This is a genomic window from Paenibacillus foliorum, assembly GCF_013141765.1.
Classification (GTDB): Bacteria; Bacillota; Bacilli; order Paenibacillales; family NBRC-103111; genus Paenibacillus_S; species Paenibacillus_S foliorum.
In genome coordinates this window covers 23,603-38,088 of the sequence record NZ_WHOD01000055.1, presented here as the reverse complement: position 1 = coordinate 38,088, position 14,486 = coordinate 23,603, and the positions used below count along the sequence as shown (strand labels likewise).

The 14,486-nt window shown below is 43.6% G+C and carries 13 protein-coding genes and 1 other annotated feature (1 of these 14 cut by a window edge); of the genes, 5 read left to right on the top strand and 8 right to left on the bottom strand.

Translation table 11 applies throughout. The annotated features are described in order from the left end of the window. Positions 1–5: 5 nt before the first annotated feature. From GC093_RS13385 to GC093_RS13365, 5 genes are all read right to left on the bottom strand, one after another. On the bottom strand, positions 6–467 hold the full coding sequence (locus tag GC093_RS13385) for a tripartite tricarboxylate transporter TctB family protein (RefSeq protein ID WP_171652376.1): 462 nt from the start codon (positions 465–467) through the stop codon (positions 6–8). Between the two features lie 91 nt (positions 468–558). Then, positions 559–1,617, bottom strand: a complete 1,059-nt coding sequence (locus tag GC093_RS13380) for a tripartite tricarboxylate transporter substrate binding protein (protein WP_171652375.1) — start codon at positions 1,615–1,617, stop codon at positions 559–561. Between the two features lie 287 nt (positions 1,618–1,904). Next, a complete protein-coding gene (floT, locus tag GC093_RS13375) occupies positions 1,905–3,422 on the bottom strand; it encodes a flotillin lipid rafts scaffold protein FloT (RefSeq protein WP_281365237.1) in 1,518 nt (505 codons plus the stop codon). 90 nt (positions 3,423–3,512) lie between these two features. After that, on the bottom strand, positions 3,513–4,046 hold the full coding sequence (locus GC093_RS13370; RefSeq protein WP_171652374.1) for an NfeD family membrane protein: 534 nt from the start codon (positions 4,044–4,046) through the stop codon (positions 3,513–3,515). Positions 4,047–4,264: 218 nt separating this feature from the next. Next, positions 4,265–5,083 (bottom strand): phosphodiester glycosidase family protein, encoded by an 819-nt coding sequence (locus GC093_RS13365; protein WP_246314276.1) that lies wholly within the window; start codon positions 5,081–5,083, stop codon positions 4,265–4,267. Positions 5,084–5,358: 275 nt separating this feature from the next. Here GC093_RS13365 and GC093_RS13360 point away from each other — a divergent pair, with 275 nt between their 5' ends. Both GC093_RS13360 and GC093_RS13355 read left to right on the top strand, forming a co-directional pair. Next, positions 5,359–5,949, top strand: a complete 591-nt coding sequence (locus GC093_RS13360) for a class I SAM-dependent methyltransferase (protein ID WP_171652643.1) — start codon at positions 5,359–5,361, stop codon at positions 5,947–5,949. A 101-nt stretch (positions 5,950–6,050) separates the two neighbouring features. Continuing rightward, entirely contained in the window at positions 6,051–7,028 is a 978-nt protein-coding gene (locus GC093_RS13355; RefSeq protein ID WP_171652373.1) for a YpdA family putative bacillithiol disulfide reductase, read from the top strand. Positions 7,029–7,085: 57 nt separating this feature from the next. On the opposite strand, the gene GC093_RS13350 is transcribed toward GC093_RS13355, so the two are convergent. From GC093_RS13350 to GC093_RS13340, 3 genes are all read right to left on the bottom strand, one after another. Continuing rightward, on the bottom strand, positions 7,086–7,814 hold the full coding sequence (locus GC093_RS13350) for a phosphonate ABC transporter ATP-binding protein (protein ID WP_171652372.1): 729 nt from the start codon (positions 7,812–7,814) through the stop codon (positions 7,086–7,088). Positions 7,815–8,343: 529 nt separating this feature from the next. After that, positions 8,344–10,107 carry a stalk domain-containing protein gene (locus GC093_RS13345; RefSeq protein ID WP_171652371.1) on the bottom strand — a complete coding sequence of 588 codons (1,764 nt, stop codon included), beginning with the start codon at positions 10,105–10,107 and terminating at the stop codon, positions 8,344–8,346. Between the two features lie 39 nt (positions 10,108–10,146). Further along, positions 10,147–11,937: a copper amine oxidase N-terminal domain-containing protein gene (locus GC093_RS13340; protein WP_171652370.1), complete on the bottom strand. Its 1,791-nt coding sequence runs from the start codon at positions 11,935–11,937 to the stop codon at positions 10,147–10,149. 480 nt (positions 11,938–12,417) lie between these two features. On the opposite strand from GC093_RS13340, the gene GC093_RS13335 reads away from it, so the two are divergent. The 3 genes from GC093_RS13335 to GC093_RS13325 all read left to right on the top strand — a co-directional run bounded on the left by GC093_RS13335 (position 12,418) and on the right by GC093_RS13325 (position 14,319). Next, positions 12,418–12,603 carry an aspartyl-phosphate phosphatase Spo0E family protein gene (locus GC093_RS13335; RefSeq protein WP_171652369.1) on the top strand — a complete coding sequence of 62 codons (186 nt, stop codon included), beginning with the start codon at positions 12,418–12,420 and terminating at the stop codon, positions 12,601–12,603. A 231-nt stretch (positions 12,604–12,834) separates the two neighbouring features. Then, the gene (locus tag GC093_RS13330; protein ID WP_171652368.1) at positions 12,835–13,023 is read left to right on the top strand and encodes a hypothetical protein; all 189 of its coding nucleotides are present in this window, start codon (positions 12,835–12,837) and stop codon (positions 13,021–13,023) included. Positions 13,024–13,125: 102 nt separating this feature from the next. Continuing rightward, positions 13,126–14,319 carry a M20 family metallopeptidase gene (locus tag GC093_RS13325; RefSeq protein WP_171652367.1) on the top strand — a complete coding sequence of 398 codons (1,194 nt, stop codon included), beginning with the start codon at positions 13,126–13,128 and terminating at the stop codon, positions 14,317–14,319. 64 nt (positions 14,320–14,383) lie between these two features. Further along, positions 14,384–14,486 (top strand) — a binding site (T-box leader); it runs 158 nt beyond the window's last position.

The window sequence follows — 14,486 nt, the reverse complement described above, 5'->3', positions numbered from 1 at the left end:
ACCCCCTACTCTAAGCCTAACCAAGATGGAAATCCTGGGAGCGTACCGTCCATAACATGGACAAAAAGATAGTAAACCCCAAACGAAAATGCTGCTGAAATGATGAGTGAGGACCAAATCTTCCCTCTTTGCATAGTCTGAAAACCAATCATTAGAAATAAAAAGGTAGCAATAACGAATCCAATATCCTCGAGAAAATATGCGTATAATACTGCCGCGGAGAAGATGATGCCAAATCTTTTATAATCCAGCTTTTCTTTTTCCCTTCCGGTATTCTTGTACCGAAATGTCTCATAAATGAGGCGAATGCTCATTAGCGCCAGGAAAATTCCCAGACCTAACGGGAATATATTCGAACCGACATTGCTTCCATAGGAGCTTGCCGTAATCTTTTGGCTTTCAACTACGAACAAGGCTCCAACTGCAAGAAAAACAATTCCGGCATAACGGTCAAAGGTTCTGTTCACAATAATCCTCCCCTACTTAATAAAACGAGGGAGAAGCTTGTTCTCCCTTGTTTTTCATGATGCCAGCACAGTGGGCGGGCCTTCTGTTGTCTTACTTTTGCATACCTAGTGCCGTAAGCATATCTTTAATCAAAACTTCTTGCTGACCAAGGAAAGTATTGAAATCATTCGAATTTTTAAAGTCACTTTCCCAATTATTCGCCTGAAGTTCTTTTTTCCACACATCATTTTCGTTAAGCTTTTTCAAGGTATCATCCCAATATTTCTTGGCATCTGCACTCATTTCCTTTGGACCGAAAATTCCACGCCAAATATTGAATTCTGCGTCCACGCCTTGCTCCTTCATTGTCGGAACGTCTTTCAAGCTGCCTCCTAGACGCTGAGCGGAAGCTACTGCCAACACTTTAATTTTGCCGGCTTTTACATATTGGTCCAATGAAGAAGCATCGGTTCCGATAACATCCACATTACCACCTAGCAGCGCTGTTAGCGCTTCACCACCACCATCGTAGGAAACGTATTTTACTTTTTTCGGATCGATGCCGAATTTGTACGCAGGTAGAATGGCCACCAAGTGATCCATGGAGCCTGGTGCTGAACCTCCTGCAATCGTTAATTTGGTAGGGTCAGCCTTCAAGTCGTTCAACAAAGATTTCAGATCGTTATATTTGGAATTCGCTGACACAGCAATAGCTCCGAAATCTTTCGTCAGCTGGGCTAGCGGCGTTGAATTTTTATATCCGTAAGGGCTGTTGGCTTCTTTTTTCAAATTGTTGATTAATATGGGTGGCGAGCTTACAAACAATTTATAATCATCTTTTTTACCACTCGCGTACTCAGCAAGAAACACAGCTCCTCCTCCACCAGGTTTGTTCTCAACTGTAATCGGTTTATTGACTGCCTTAGTTTCTGTTAAAACCTTGGCGATCGTTCTGGCAGTTAAATCCCAGCCTCCGCCTGCTCCTGATGGAGCGACTATGGAGAGCGGCTTCTCAGGATACTTGGATGCGCTTGCAGCTGGGGTTTCAGTCGGTTTAGGTGCAGCGGCATCTTTAGTCTGGGGTGCATTACTTGCACAGGCCGTAAGGCTCACAGCTAATAGACCGGTAAGTGCTACTTTCAGAGATTGACGAGTTAATAATTGGATCATAAAAAGACCTCCTAGATTTTTATATAGTTGTGTATGCGCTTACATCATCTCGGGCAAAATCATTGTAGCATCAAACCGTTTTTATCGAATAGCTTATATCCATAAGTTGAATACTGCGCATAAACCTCATTTTGTTCATATAATTCACGGAAATTATGATGCATACAGGACGAACTAGGCATGATTTTGATTGATCAAAATGAGATTTAAATGCTGCCAAAAAAAAACAGCCCGGAAAGCGAAGTAGACGCTTCGCTCCAGGCTGATATATCCTAGCTTATATTTGGTTATGCTTCCGTCTTCAATGGTGTTATAGCAGCATCAGCTTGTTGAGTTGGAACCGCTACTTTCTTTTCGTCGCCACGATTAATGAGACCCTTAACTAGCTTATCCAGATCAATACCGCTTACGCTTTTCAGCATTTCGGGAGCTGTTGCCATTAAAGACGTCACGTAGTTGCTTAAGCGCGCAGCACCTTCACCATGTCCTGTATCGACTACTGTAAGCTTATCGATTGACTTAAGCGGTTCAGCCACTTTACCCGCCAATTCAGGCAGCATCTTGACGATGATATCCAGCACCGCGGCTTCGCCGAACTTCTCGAATGCCTCGGCAAGCTTCTGCTTCGCCTCCGCTTCCGCCAAGCCGCGAAGTCGGATGACATCCGCCTCGGCCGTACCTTTGGCTCGCTCCGCATCCGCCTCAGCTAACCCGTTGAGGCGCTTCTGCTCGGCCATTGCCTTCGCTTCCGCCTCTATGCGGTACTGCAGCGCGTCCGCTTCGCGCAGACGCTTCGCTTTATCCGCCTCCGCCGCTTGCTCTACGGCGTAACGATCCGCGTCCGCTTTCTTCTTGACCTCGGAGTCATATTGCTTCTCCCGGCGAAGAATCTCCTTCGCCTCCAGGTCAATCTCTCGCTCCTTGCGGACGATCTCGACCTTCATCTGCTCCTCGACCACGCTCTGCTTGGAGCGCGCCTCTTGAATGTGATAGGCTTGGTCCGCTTCCGCTTTAGCCTGATCCTGCTCCCTCTTGAAGGAGGCAATCTTCAGCTCCTTGTCCTTGCCCGCTTCCGCGATATTCGTATCGCGCAGCAGCTCAGCCTTCTGCCCGTCTTCCTCGGCCTGCGCTTTCTGAACTCGTGCGTCACGCACTGCTTGCGCTTCCGCTATCTCCGCGTCTCGCTTGACTGCAGCGATACGCGGCTTACCGAGCGCATCCAGATAGCCGTGCTTATCGCGCAAATCCTTAATGGTGAATGAGACAATTTGCAGCCCCATCTTCTTAAGATCCTTCGCTGCAACTCCCTGTACCTCCTGCGCGAATTTATCGCGGTTACGGTACACTTCCTCGACGGTCATTGAGCCAAGGATAGCGCGCAGATGTCCTTCCAACACCTCTTGGGCCTCTCCCTTTAATGCTTCAGTTGGCTTGCCCATAAACTGCTCGGCTGCAGTTGCAACATCCTCCACGGAACCGCCAATTTTTATAATGGCCACCCCATCGGCCATCACTGGAACTCCTTGTTCGGTATAAACCTCAGGTGTAGATACATCCAGCTTATGGGATAGTAAAGACAGAAATTGCGATTGCTGGAAAATAGGCAGAATGAATGCGCCGCCACCACGAACAATCTTAATACTTCTGCCCGACTCATCTGTCATTACATTCCTTGAGCCCAGGAACGCTCCCGTTACAATCATCGCTTCATCGGGACTAACTGTTCTGTAGCGTGCCCAAAAAGCCAACCCCAATACAATAATAACTCCTACAACAATAGCTGGAATAAACAAAGCATCTGGCATTCAGCATGTCTCCTTTATTAGTTAGTTAGTAAACTTCCAGGTGAGCATTAATAATAATTTGTGTTCAAAAAGAAGACTTTTCAGCACCGATTAGAGCTGTTTATCTAAACAAGCCACGTAGAGTGTCCCATCAATGACTTCGACAGTAACGACTTTAGCACCTGTTTGGATCTCTACCTGTTCAAAGCTGGCTGCGATATGGTTTGTATTTCCCGCCCCCATCTTAACCAACACTTCCCCATAGCCCTGAGCTGGTATTGGCACAGAAACTTCGGCAATCTTCCCAACCAGATCCTTCATGGAGTAGGCAACTGAATTTTCACTATTTTCCATCGGCTTGACATACAGGAAATAGACGAGAATTGCGACAATCAGGGAACAAAGAACAGCAGTTATCAACACAGCAAATGTTCCCAGTGACGTATAGCGTGTCAACAAAATACCTGCGCCTCCGCAAACCGTAATTGCACTCAGCAGAACCATTGGCTGAAAAGCATGCAGATGTTCACCTGACAGGAAATCAAGCACGCCATCAAGAGCATTGCTCAGCAAATCACCGAAAATAACAGTAACAACTGCAAACAGCACACCTGTGATAAGTAATCCCCAATACAGCTCCAGCATAGCGCTCCTCCGTCTAGAATTCATTGTGATCCTACTTACCTATACGCTTTATAAAGCAACAAAGTTGCAAATGATTTCCTTTTTTTCTGTATTCCGTGAACTGTGGACACTAAAAAAACTGCCGGACATAAGACGGCAGCTCGCTTTTTTAAGCTATTTTATTAGTTATTTTATTCGGTTCAATTGTATGTATTTAGCTATGTTAATTAAACGATAGTTTATTTTTGTTTCAAGGCGAGCATTTGATAGACTTCACGAGAGTCGCCTTTTAATTGCTTTTGCATACTCTTCATTTGCGAGGAACCGTCCCCGTCTAAAAAGACACCGTCTACTACATTTCCGCGGCCAACCATCTCTACAACAGCCTTCCGAAATTGCTCTGCAGTACTTGGAGTATCTGTAACTATAAGCCATATCGTTTGCTTGTTATCATATACGACGCCTGAACGCAGCCGCTTCTCATCGAATGCCGGCATGTCCTCCGAAATGGCCTGCACCTCCCAATGGGAATCATCCTGCAGCGACATACTAATTCCGCCTTGAGCCCAATAATGCTGCTTATCTGTCACCTTCAGCTCATGGGCATCTTGTACAACTTGTACCGTAAATCGCCTTGTAATCTCATCCCATACCAACGTTCCTTTGGGCACATCAATATTGTACCAGCCTGAACCGTAATCCTCCTGTTGACCCTTGAGCGGCTGATCATTAACAACAGCAATACTCAATAAATCTCCATTCCAAAAAAATCCCCCATTGATTCCAGTTTCATCTGTGAGAGTTACGTTGCTGGTTATCGGTTTTAAGGCAATATTTTGCGGGACAGTTTGCAGGGCATGAAGCTTGACTCCGATTGACGCTTTCATTTCATGGTACGTGTAATACTTAGGATAATAGTACGGTGATGAGGGCGGTAGAGCAGTTAGAAACACAGCGATCAAATTACCTATTAAAAATCCTACTAACAGGAGCTGCAGACGCGGTTTTGCTATCCATTTAATAGCGTTCATATAGTTGAACATAGTTCGTCCCGTCATTGCAGGACCTCCTTTTTTTATTAAATCTTAATTTCCGAGCCTAGTAGTATTTCTATGAATCATAACAGAAAATCATGAATAGGGTTTAAATAAAGATAGAATAAAAGATGCTCAACATTTACTTAAGCTGTAAAACCAATATAGTATTTATTTGATTTTCCTATCATAAAAAATTCCATATACAGGGTTTTTTTATAAAAAAATTAGGTTGTTTTAAGGATTATACGCTATGATAGAAGTAATATAAGTGTTAAAAGGGGGAAATTAGTTTGAGTATGAACCAAACATCAGCCTTGGATAAAATGATTTTTTTATATAAATTTATTAGAACTCCCAAAACCATAGGCAGCGTGACCCCAAGCTCCCGGTTTCTTGCAAAGAAAATGGTTGAAGCCATCTCCTGGCAGGATACCTGTAGCGTAGCTGAGCTCGGTGCTGGAACCGGTGTCATAACTCAAGCAATTAATAATGCGGCTGTTAAGGGCACTCGAGTGCTTTTGTTCGAAAAAGATAGCCATCTTAAAGAACAATTAGCACAGCAATATCCCGAGTATTCTACTTACACAGAAGCAAGGGCCTTGAGCAGCTCCGTCCAACAGCATGGTCTTGAGCATTTGGATTGTGTTATAAGCGGCCTTCCTTTCGCTAATTTTCCTCAGCAGCTTCGCGATGAAATAATGGAACAGGTTGTAGCATCACTTAAACCCAATGGATTGTTTATTGCTTTTCAATACACCTTACAAATGAAGAAGCAGTTAAGTCGCCACTTCGACATCCAAACTATCCAATTTGTGCTGCTTAATGTCCCTCCAGCGTTTGTATATGTATGCCGGAAGAAGGACCCGAAAGAAAGCCTGCAGTCTTAATGATCCTTTTATTATGGGAAAGTGGAATCCCCGGTATGAATCGGTTACTATTATTAAGGAGCTTAGACTCTCTAATGTAATCGATGAATGAGGTGTTTCTTTTGGAGGAAGTAATTATAATCGGAGCTGGGCCCTGTGGATTGTCCGCAGCCATTGAGCTTGAACAGCTGGGAATTCATCCGTTAATCATTGAAAAGCAATGTGTGGCTTATTCGATATATTTGTATCCAACCTATATGCAGTTTTTCAGCACACCAGAGCTACTTGAGATAGGGGGCATCCCCTTCTCAACACCTAACGAGAAACCTTCACGCTTGGAAGCTTTGCATTACTATCGGAATGCTGCAATTCGCAGCAAGCTTCGAATCAAGCCCTATCATACGGTCGACCGTATTCAGCAGAAAGCAGACCTAAGTTTCGAGCTGAGCCTATCGGATCAATTCGGACAGGCTTCCGTTGCTTATGCACGCCATGTAGTCGTAGCCACAGGTTATTTCGATCATCCCAATCTGCTCGGCATTCCTGGTGAAGACCTGCCAAAGGTCACGCATTATTATCGCGAAGCACATCCCTATAGCGGTACAAAGACGACTATTATAGGCGGCAACAACTCCGCCATCGATGCGGCTATGGATTTGCTCAGAGCAGGCGCTGAAGTGACAGTGGTTTATCGTGGAGAAACTTATTCACCTAACATTAAGCCGTGGGTTTTACCCGTTTTTGAAGCTATGGTGAATAAAGGTCGGATCACTATGCTGTTCAATTCCCAAGTGGTCCGAATCGGACAGCAGAACGTCACAATTCTGCATGAAGGCATAAAAAGGGAGCTGGATAATGACTTTGTCCTCGCTTTAACGGGGTTCCGTCCTGATCGGACGATGCTGCTGGAAGCTGGCGCTCAAATGAACGAAGCTTCTACAGCGCCTATTCACAACCCGGAAACGATGGAAACCACCATTCCTCGTCTTTATATTGCTGGAGTGGCTGCATCAGGTAGCAATGCAAACGAGGTTTTCATAGAAACCGGACGACTGCATGGCGGTATGATTGCACGTCATATTACCAAGACCTCGGAATAAGTCTTGAACAAATAAACACGCTAGAGCCGGGAACCTCCCGATTCTAGCGTGTTTTGGTTAAAATATTAATTCTTTTTCCCGATGCGTCAACCGTCTTCCTGCAATATCTACAACCAATCTTCCTCCAGAAAGCCCCCATATCCTCGAGCCAAATTTTTCAGCTAATTCAACTTGGTGAAGGCTGCAAAATATAATAACCTTGTCCTTTTCACAAATGGACTTCAAATCCTCTAGAACGCGCATGGCTGCTTCCGGATCAAGACCCGATACAGGCTCATCGGCAAAGATAACTTTGGCCCCGCGTATTAACGCTTTCGCAACGGCTACACGCTGCTTCTCCCCGCCGCTCAGCTTCTCAATCGGCTCATGAGCTTTCTCCAGCAAACCCACCTTATCCAAATAATCCATAGCCGTCATATGGTCATCGCTCGAAGTTGTGCCTGACAGAATACGCCACCACGCTTTATGGAAGAACAATCCGCTTAACACATTTTTCAATGCAGATTTACGCGGGTTCAAATTCGGCTTTTCCTCAAGAAATGCCCAGTCCTTCCGATACTTGAACTGCTCAAGACCGCCTATTCCAGAAATATCTTTGCCATCGTATATGTACTGGCCTTCATCCCATTTATCCTTTAATGACAGACAGCGAAACAACGTTGTTTTGCCGCTGCCACTCCCTCCTATCAATGCGATAAGCTCGCCTTCGTCCGCTTGAAAGCTTAGCCGGGATAATATCTGATGATCCGGCGGAAATGATTTCGATAAATTACGTACTATAATCATCTGTCGCTTCTTCCTCTCCAGCCTTAATCGGTCACTATTTTTCATTATATAACATCTTGGCTCCACAAAAAACCAAAATAAGTAAAGGAACCGAAAATCCATACATAAAAACCATCGAATAACACAAAGTAAGCCTATCAAAGCACATCAATCTCATACGTATAAACGCACTCGATGGTTTCTAAGTAAATCAGAATCACTGCAAGCTATGTACTGACGCTTATTGAGAACCGGTGGAAAGAATCCCCTAATAGCAAATAGCGGAAGTACCTGTTCCTTTATCACCAGAGTATCACAAAAAACAGAGAGATAAAGGAAGTGCTACTTCCTTTATCTCTCTGTTTTTGTGCATTGGGCTGTTACTTTCCTCAAATAAAGGATGCCCGATTTCCTCTATTACCTTAATAAGCAAACCTCAGATTGAATAAAGGAACTTTCAGTTCCGTTCGACTCATCTAAATACTCCAAAAAAAGAGAGAAACCTAAGAAGGCTTCTCTCTCTTTCATACCAACCTTATAGACATCTTTATTACTTGTCCTCAAGCGGGTAGAAAATCACATCCACAGGGAAAGCCGACCCAGCCGCAGGGGTAAACTCAATATCCAAGGATGGTTCCGTCCCATCCGTCCGTGCCAATATGGTGTAACCTTCATAATCCATCATGACGCCGGATGGCGGTGTTTGAATAATTCGTCCATTCACTTCTACGGGTCCTCTGAAAACTCCACCTCGCGGCAGCAGCAGTACCGACATTTTACGTGGACGATCCACATGAATTTTATATACCACTCCATAATTACCTAAGTTTAGGGAGTCTTGCTTTGTAAAAAAGTCTTTGCCTGTAACAAACATATCGCTTGTGCCATCTCCGATAGCCAAGCTGGACGGCTTAACAAACGACTTGGTATCGACGTTCCAGCTAACATCCGAGCCACTGAAGGTCCCTCTTACATTGCCTGTATACTCCAATTGTTTATACGTTCCTATTGAATCCAGCCCAGCCCCTGCATCCATCGCCACAAAGGAGAAATAAACTTCACCATCTGTTTCCACATCGTAGATGACATTCATTCCTTGGTCCGGGAAAAATTCTGGCATCTTTTTATAAAATACAGTTTGTCCTGGCTCTACTACCATTGTTTCCGGAGCCATCTCACTCTGCAAAAATTCTATCGAGGCTTCATTCCCGATCAGATTGGCATAAATGGATGGATATACCTCGCCTTGTCGCGTGGTTGTAATTCGTACAGGTGCATTCGGATTCGCGTTACGAGCAACGATGGCAAACTGTACCTTCTCCTTCATACCGTTCACGTGATCCGCGTACAGCCTTGCTTTTCCGTTTACTTTTTCTTGATATAGAAAGCCCTTCTTTTCAAATGTTTCGGGGCTGTCACTAACAATCAAGGGTCTTTCTAAAGAGAGGCTTGTAACATTGGGCAGCTGAGGAATACCTCGCAAATATTTACGAAGAGTCGCTTCCTCATCCTTTACGAACGTACCTACCGGCTCATAGTACACTTTATGCTCAAAAGGATCTAGAAACGGCTCATTAATGATCTCCACATTGTGTGAAAAAACGCTGCTTTCTGTCCCTTTGCTGTCCATAACTTTCAACGATACCTTGAACAGACCTGGCTCGAAAATCGTATCGGCCTTACCTGTCCAGTCCACCTTCGTTATTGCATCACCATCGGGATCGTAGCTAAGATTTGTGTAATAGATCGGTTCTCCTAAGCGATACTGCTCTTTGTTTACCGAAAATTTAGCTACTGGCTTCGTATTCGGCATTGTGTCGTTATAAAAACCTGTGGAGCCCGGTACAGATATATATAGGAGTTCTACTCGCTGAAGCTCTTTATTAACCGTTGTTTTAAAATCAACATAACGCTTCAACCAATCCAAGCCGATGTACAAACGATCATTTTGGATAAAAGCAGCTTGGCTATAATCATCCTCAGTTCCATTAATAGTTAGTTTTTTTTCTGATAACTGAAAGGACAGAAATGCTGCTGGCGCTGTAATCTGAACACTTCCGCTATCGGAATCCCATATAACAGAAATCCCTAATGTATCGGGCAATATCGCTGCCGGGATATAAGCTTTGCTCTTTAGTTCAATAACCGGAGCTTCTAGAATCAACTTACTACCATTGATGTAAGCTTCCGATTTACCATAATATAGAAGTAACGATTTACTTTGTGGAACTGCAGCTGCTGCTCCAGTGGTAAGGGATAACAACCCAATCAGCAAAGCTGATATACCTATAGTCAGTTTTTTGGACAAAAACATATGCGCTCATATACTCCTTTAAGTTGGGATAAAAACAAATCACTTGATTTTGTTTAACGGTATCATAACCAGATCAAGTGGTACACTGCTGCCATCGGTGGCCATAAGCTCGATATCGATCTTATTCTCTTTGGCCTGAGTTCTATGCAATAGTATAATGTCGTTTGATATTAATCCGCCGGCAGGAACAAGAATAGGGCTCCCATTGACACGAATGGCTCCTTGGAAAAATCCCGATCGTGGGCGCAGGGCAACTGTCGTTTTATCACTCACATTCACCTGAACCTTATAACGAATGCTTCCCAATCCTTGGACATTGACATCCTTCTTTGTCCTTGCATCAATGCCTCTAATCGGCGGTTCTACAGCAGGATCCCCGATCCCTATTGCAGTGGGAACTTTTAAGTCTCTGGCATCTACCTGCCAAGAAACCTCAGCTACCGGGTAAGAGCGACTGCCAGTACTTATTTGACCGCTGTTAGAGTAAGCTCCAAGATTATATAGAGATTCCCCTGGCTCCATCATTACGTAAGAAACGGTCACTTCTCCATCGGTTTCTATATCATAAATCCCGTGATAACCTTGTCCCGGTGCCGTCTCCGAGCTGATCTTATAGAACACGGCACCTCCCCGCTCAATCGACATTTCATCATTTATAGAACCGCTGACAAGGAATTCTTCTGCCGTCTTTTGTGCTAGAAGAGGTGTATAGATGGAGGCTTGCGCTTCCGCTTTTCGGGTCGTAGTGATATGGACCGGTTTATCCATGCTTTCATTTCTCAGAACAATACCGTATTGAACGGGCTTGTCCCTACCATTGACATACTGTAAAGACAATCGAGCACGCTGCTTAAAAGAGTCCTGGTATAGGAAGCCTTTTTGTTCAACAGGCTTAGCGCTGCCTCCAATAATGAGTTTTCTGTCTTCAGGCTGGCGAACTACAACAGGAGGCTTCGAATCAGCAGCAGTTTGCACACCCTTCAGCCAATTGGTCTTCAGTTCTACCAACGTACCAGCCGGCTTAAAATAAAACGGATAATCCTCTTCACTGACAAATGGTTCATTCAAAATAGTTACAGTTTTGGAGAACGGCTCGCTGCGGTTTCCATGACCGTCACTAACCTGCAGAGTCACCGTATAGATTCCAGGTTGGAAAAATGCTTCCTGCTTGCCTACCCAATCGTATTCAGGCAATCCTTCCGCATCCGGGTCATAACTCAAATCAATATATTCTACCGGCTCCCCAAGTCGGTATGATGATTTGCCAAATGCAAATACCGCGGCTGGTTTAGAATTCGGCTGTGAATCATCCTTATGAAACAGCGATTCCGAATATGGTGCATACGGTTTTCCAATATAATTCATTACCACACTTTTGGATTCTTCCTTATACTGGTAAGGTATATCTGCATATTGGCCAAGCCAGGACAATTGAATCATTAGCCTGTCGTTTCGTATTACTGCCACCGAGTCAAAAGGAATAGTGTTTCCATTCACTTTGATTATGTTATGGGGAACATCGAATTCTATAAAGGCCTTAGGAGCAAGCAGTTTAATCTTTTCTTCCTTGCTGTCCCACTCCAATGAAAAATTCAATGTATCTGCAAGCCACTTCGCAGGAATGTAAAAACGGTTATTGATGATTGATGGCGGCTCGTCCAATTTAATTTGTACCCCATTTAAGGATGCTTGAGCATTATCAGCAATCAATTTGAGCTGCGTAGTAGTAACGGATACGGCCTCCGATGACACAGGCATAATCAGACAGGCTGCCAGTGTTGTGCTCAATAGGATAGCTGGCTTCATGGAAGCGCTAAGTAATCGATACATATTGTGACGTCTCCTTTATGTATATAATTAATGAGATAAATAATTAATATGGCGAATATAATGTGCTTACCTCTATGAAATAGTACCATGCCATAAATCGACAAGTCTACTCAAACACGACAAAAACCGCCATATGAGTATGGCGGTGCACTGGATTAACACTATTGTTGATTCGTTTGCTTAGGAATATGATTCAAGTTGGCTGCTCGATCTGCCGCTTTACAGCATGCATAACAGCTTCTTCTTCTGTGAATTTATTTTCTTTATAATCAGAACTTTTTTTAGAATCTGGTTTTGTGACATCCATAGTTCTCATCACCTCCCCTGTTTCTTAGTATTTCAGGAAATAATTCTATTATTTGGTATATGTCACAAAAAATTATAAATTTAAATCGACAAATTGCTACATTTTTCATAATGCATTCGTATTATAATTGCTGGATGCCGTTGAATCTGTATATTGAATGGAGATGTACAATTATGGGTAATTTATCGAAGGAAAATATAGAACTTCAATTACACATGGAGCGGATGCAAAATCAGTTATATAAATTAGTTGAGCAGAAGGGCAGCTTCTTAGCTCCAGAAGTTATAGAGCTAAGCCAAGAAATTGATAGCTTAGTTATTACCATGCAGCGTATGTTAATCAAGTACACAAATATATAGTTTCACAGAAGGAGTCCTCCTAATGTGCGTTCCCTGGCTCGCTTCCGCAATCTACGGAAAAGTCACTCAAATTAACCATTAATTTACTGCTTTAGCCCTTGCAATACATTACATGATGTGTTATATTTAAATCAAGCAATATCAAGGTTTTTCACAACTTACGCCCCTCACTCGTAGCTAAAATCCCCTATCTTGGTGCAGCAGAATGATCATGTAAAGGAGCGATACGATATGACTTACGAGACACAGAAGCAACAGGGAAAGACTATTTCAGTCGAATTGACGTTAAATGAGGCGCTTGCTTTAACAGGTGTGCGTTTCCGTGAAAATCATCAGCTTGAAGTTGACGCCATGAGCAAAATTAAGCGTTCTCTCGAAGAACAAATTATACATGAAGGAAACCGCAAAACGATTCAGTAAGATACCTGAACACAACCGCTACCGCTCAAAATTGAGCAGCAGCGGTTTTTTTGTATATAATAAGATTAATTGTTGTTTTCAACATATCCACTAGCTATTTTAATGCCGAAACTCTTAGGAGGTCCACCCAACTTGAAACAGAACATAGCGTCCACCATAGATGAGCATTCAGAGGCCTTAATAGGTCTATCCCGATATATTGGTGAAAATCCGGAGCTTGGTCATGAGGAATGGCTAGCGTCAGCCAGACTCAAGGAGGAGCTTAGTAACCATGGCTTTAGCATTCAGAGTCCTGTCTTAGACTTACCCACTGCTTTTATAGCAACCTATAAAAGTGCTAAACCTGGCCCTATTACAGCCTTTATATGCGAATATGATGCACTGCCCGATCTAGGTCATGCGTGTGGACATCATTTAATTTGTACGATGGGGTTGGCTGCTGCAATAGGTCTTAAATCCGTAATTGACGAGATTGGCGGAACCATTCGAATCTATGGGACCCCTGCTGAAGAAACCAAAGGAGCCAAAGTGCCCATGTCGGCAGCTGGTTTATTCGATGATGTTGATTTTGCCCTTATGGCCCATCCATTCTATGCTTATGAAAAATCAGGACAGTCGCTAGCGATGGACGCGATTCAATTTGAGTATTTCGGTAAAGCGGCCCATGCTGCTGCAAGTCCCTATGAAGGCGTAAATGCACTGGATGCCGTACTACTCTTGTTCCAATCGATCAATCATTTGCGCCAGCAGCTGCAAAGCCATGTTCGTATTCACGGTATTATTACAGAGGGCGGTACAGCCGCTAATATTATACCCGAATATGCAGTTGCCCAATTTTATATTCGTTCTGCCAATCGGCCCTACACGAATGAAACGGTTCAAAAAGTAATGTGCTGTGCTGAAGGAGCTGCGTTGCAAACCGGCTGCACCCTTAAAGCTTCCAATTACGAATATTCTTATGACGAGCTTCTAAGCAACGAGCATTTATCTGACCAATTCACTCGAAATCTACTGGCAATGGGCATTAATGAAGATCAAATTCAAATTGGCAAAGACCACGGCTCGCTTGACCTCGGTAATGTATCAAGAAGATGTCCGACGATCCATCCTTTTATCAAGGTTACTGACGAGAAACATCTGCTTCACACCAAGGAATTCCGCGACTTAGCTATGACGGATCGTGCATTCCAAGGTATGCTGCTCGGAGCCAAGGTGCTCGCCAACACGGCTTATGACGTAATTGTAAATCCGAATTTGTTAAGTGCCATAAAAGATGAATTTGCACAATCAACTTAACTGAAACTCTACTAAAAATATCTTGACTCTCGCTCGTCCAATAATTTACAATGCTTTTAATAATAAATCGACGATGATGAAGTGTAAGTAATCGTTGTTCCCGGGATTCAGAGAGACGGTGGTTGGTGTAAACCGTTTTCCGGCCGACGTATGAATGGACTTCGGAG

Excerpts from the sequence above, each read along its gene's own strand:
- GC093_RS13370 (WP_171652374.1), bottom strand. The coding sequence starts at position 4,046 with ATGCTGGAGCTGTATTGGGGATTACTTATCACAGGTGTGCTGTTTGCA.
- GC093_RS13335 (WP_171652369.1), top strand. The coding sequence starts at position 12,418 with ATGGGTAATTTATCGAAGGAAAATATAGAACTTCAATTACACATGGAG.
- GC093_RS13345 (WP_171652371.1), bottom strand. The coding sequence starts at position 10,107 with ATGTTTTTGTCCAAAAAACTGACTATAGGTATATCAGCTTTGCTGATT.
- GC093_RS13340 (WP_171652370.1), bottom strand. The coding sequence starts at position 11,937 with ATGTATCGATTACTTAGCGCTTCCATGAAGCCAGCTATCCTATTGAGC.
- GC093_RS13350 (WP_171652372.1), bottom strand. The coding sequence starts at position 7,814 with ATGATTATAGTACGTAATTTATCGAAATCATTTCCGCCGGATCATCAG.
- GC093_RS13380 (WP_171652375.1), bottom strand. The coding sequence starts at position 1,617 with ATGATCCAATTATTAACTCGTCAATCTCTGAAAGTAGCACTTACCGGT.
- GC093_RS13365 (WP_246314276.1), bottom strand. The coding sequence starts at position 5,083 with ATGACGGGACGAACTATGTTCAACTATATGAACGCTATTAAATGGATA.
- GC093_RS13330 (WP_171652368.1), top strand. The coding sequence starts at position 12,835 with ATGACTTACGAGACACAGAAGCAACAGGGAAAGACTATTTCAGTCGAA.
- GC093_RS13325 (WP_171652367.1), top strand. The coding sequence starts at position 13,126 with ATGCCGAAACTCTTAGGAGGTCCACCCAACTTGAAACAGAACATAGCG.
- GC093_RS13360 (WP_171652643.1), top strand. The coding sequence starts at position 5,359 with ATGAACCAAACATCAGCCTTGGATAAAATGATTTTTTTATATAAATTT.
- floT (WP_281365237.1), bottom strand. The coding sequence starts at position 3,422 with ATGCCAGATGCTTTGTTTATTCCAGCTATTGTTGTAGGAGTTATTATT.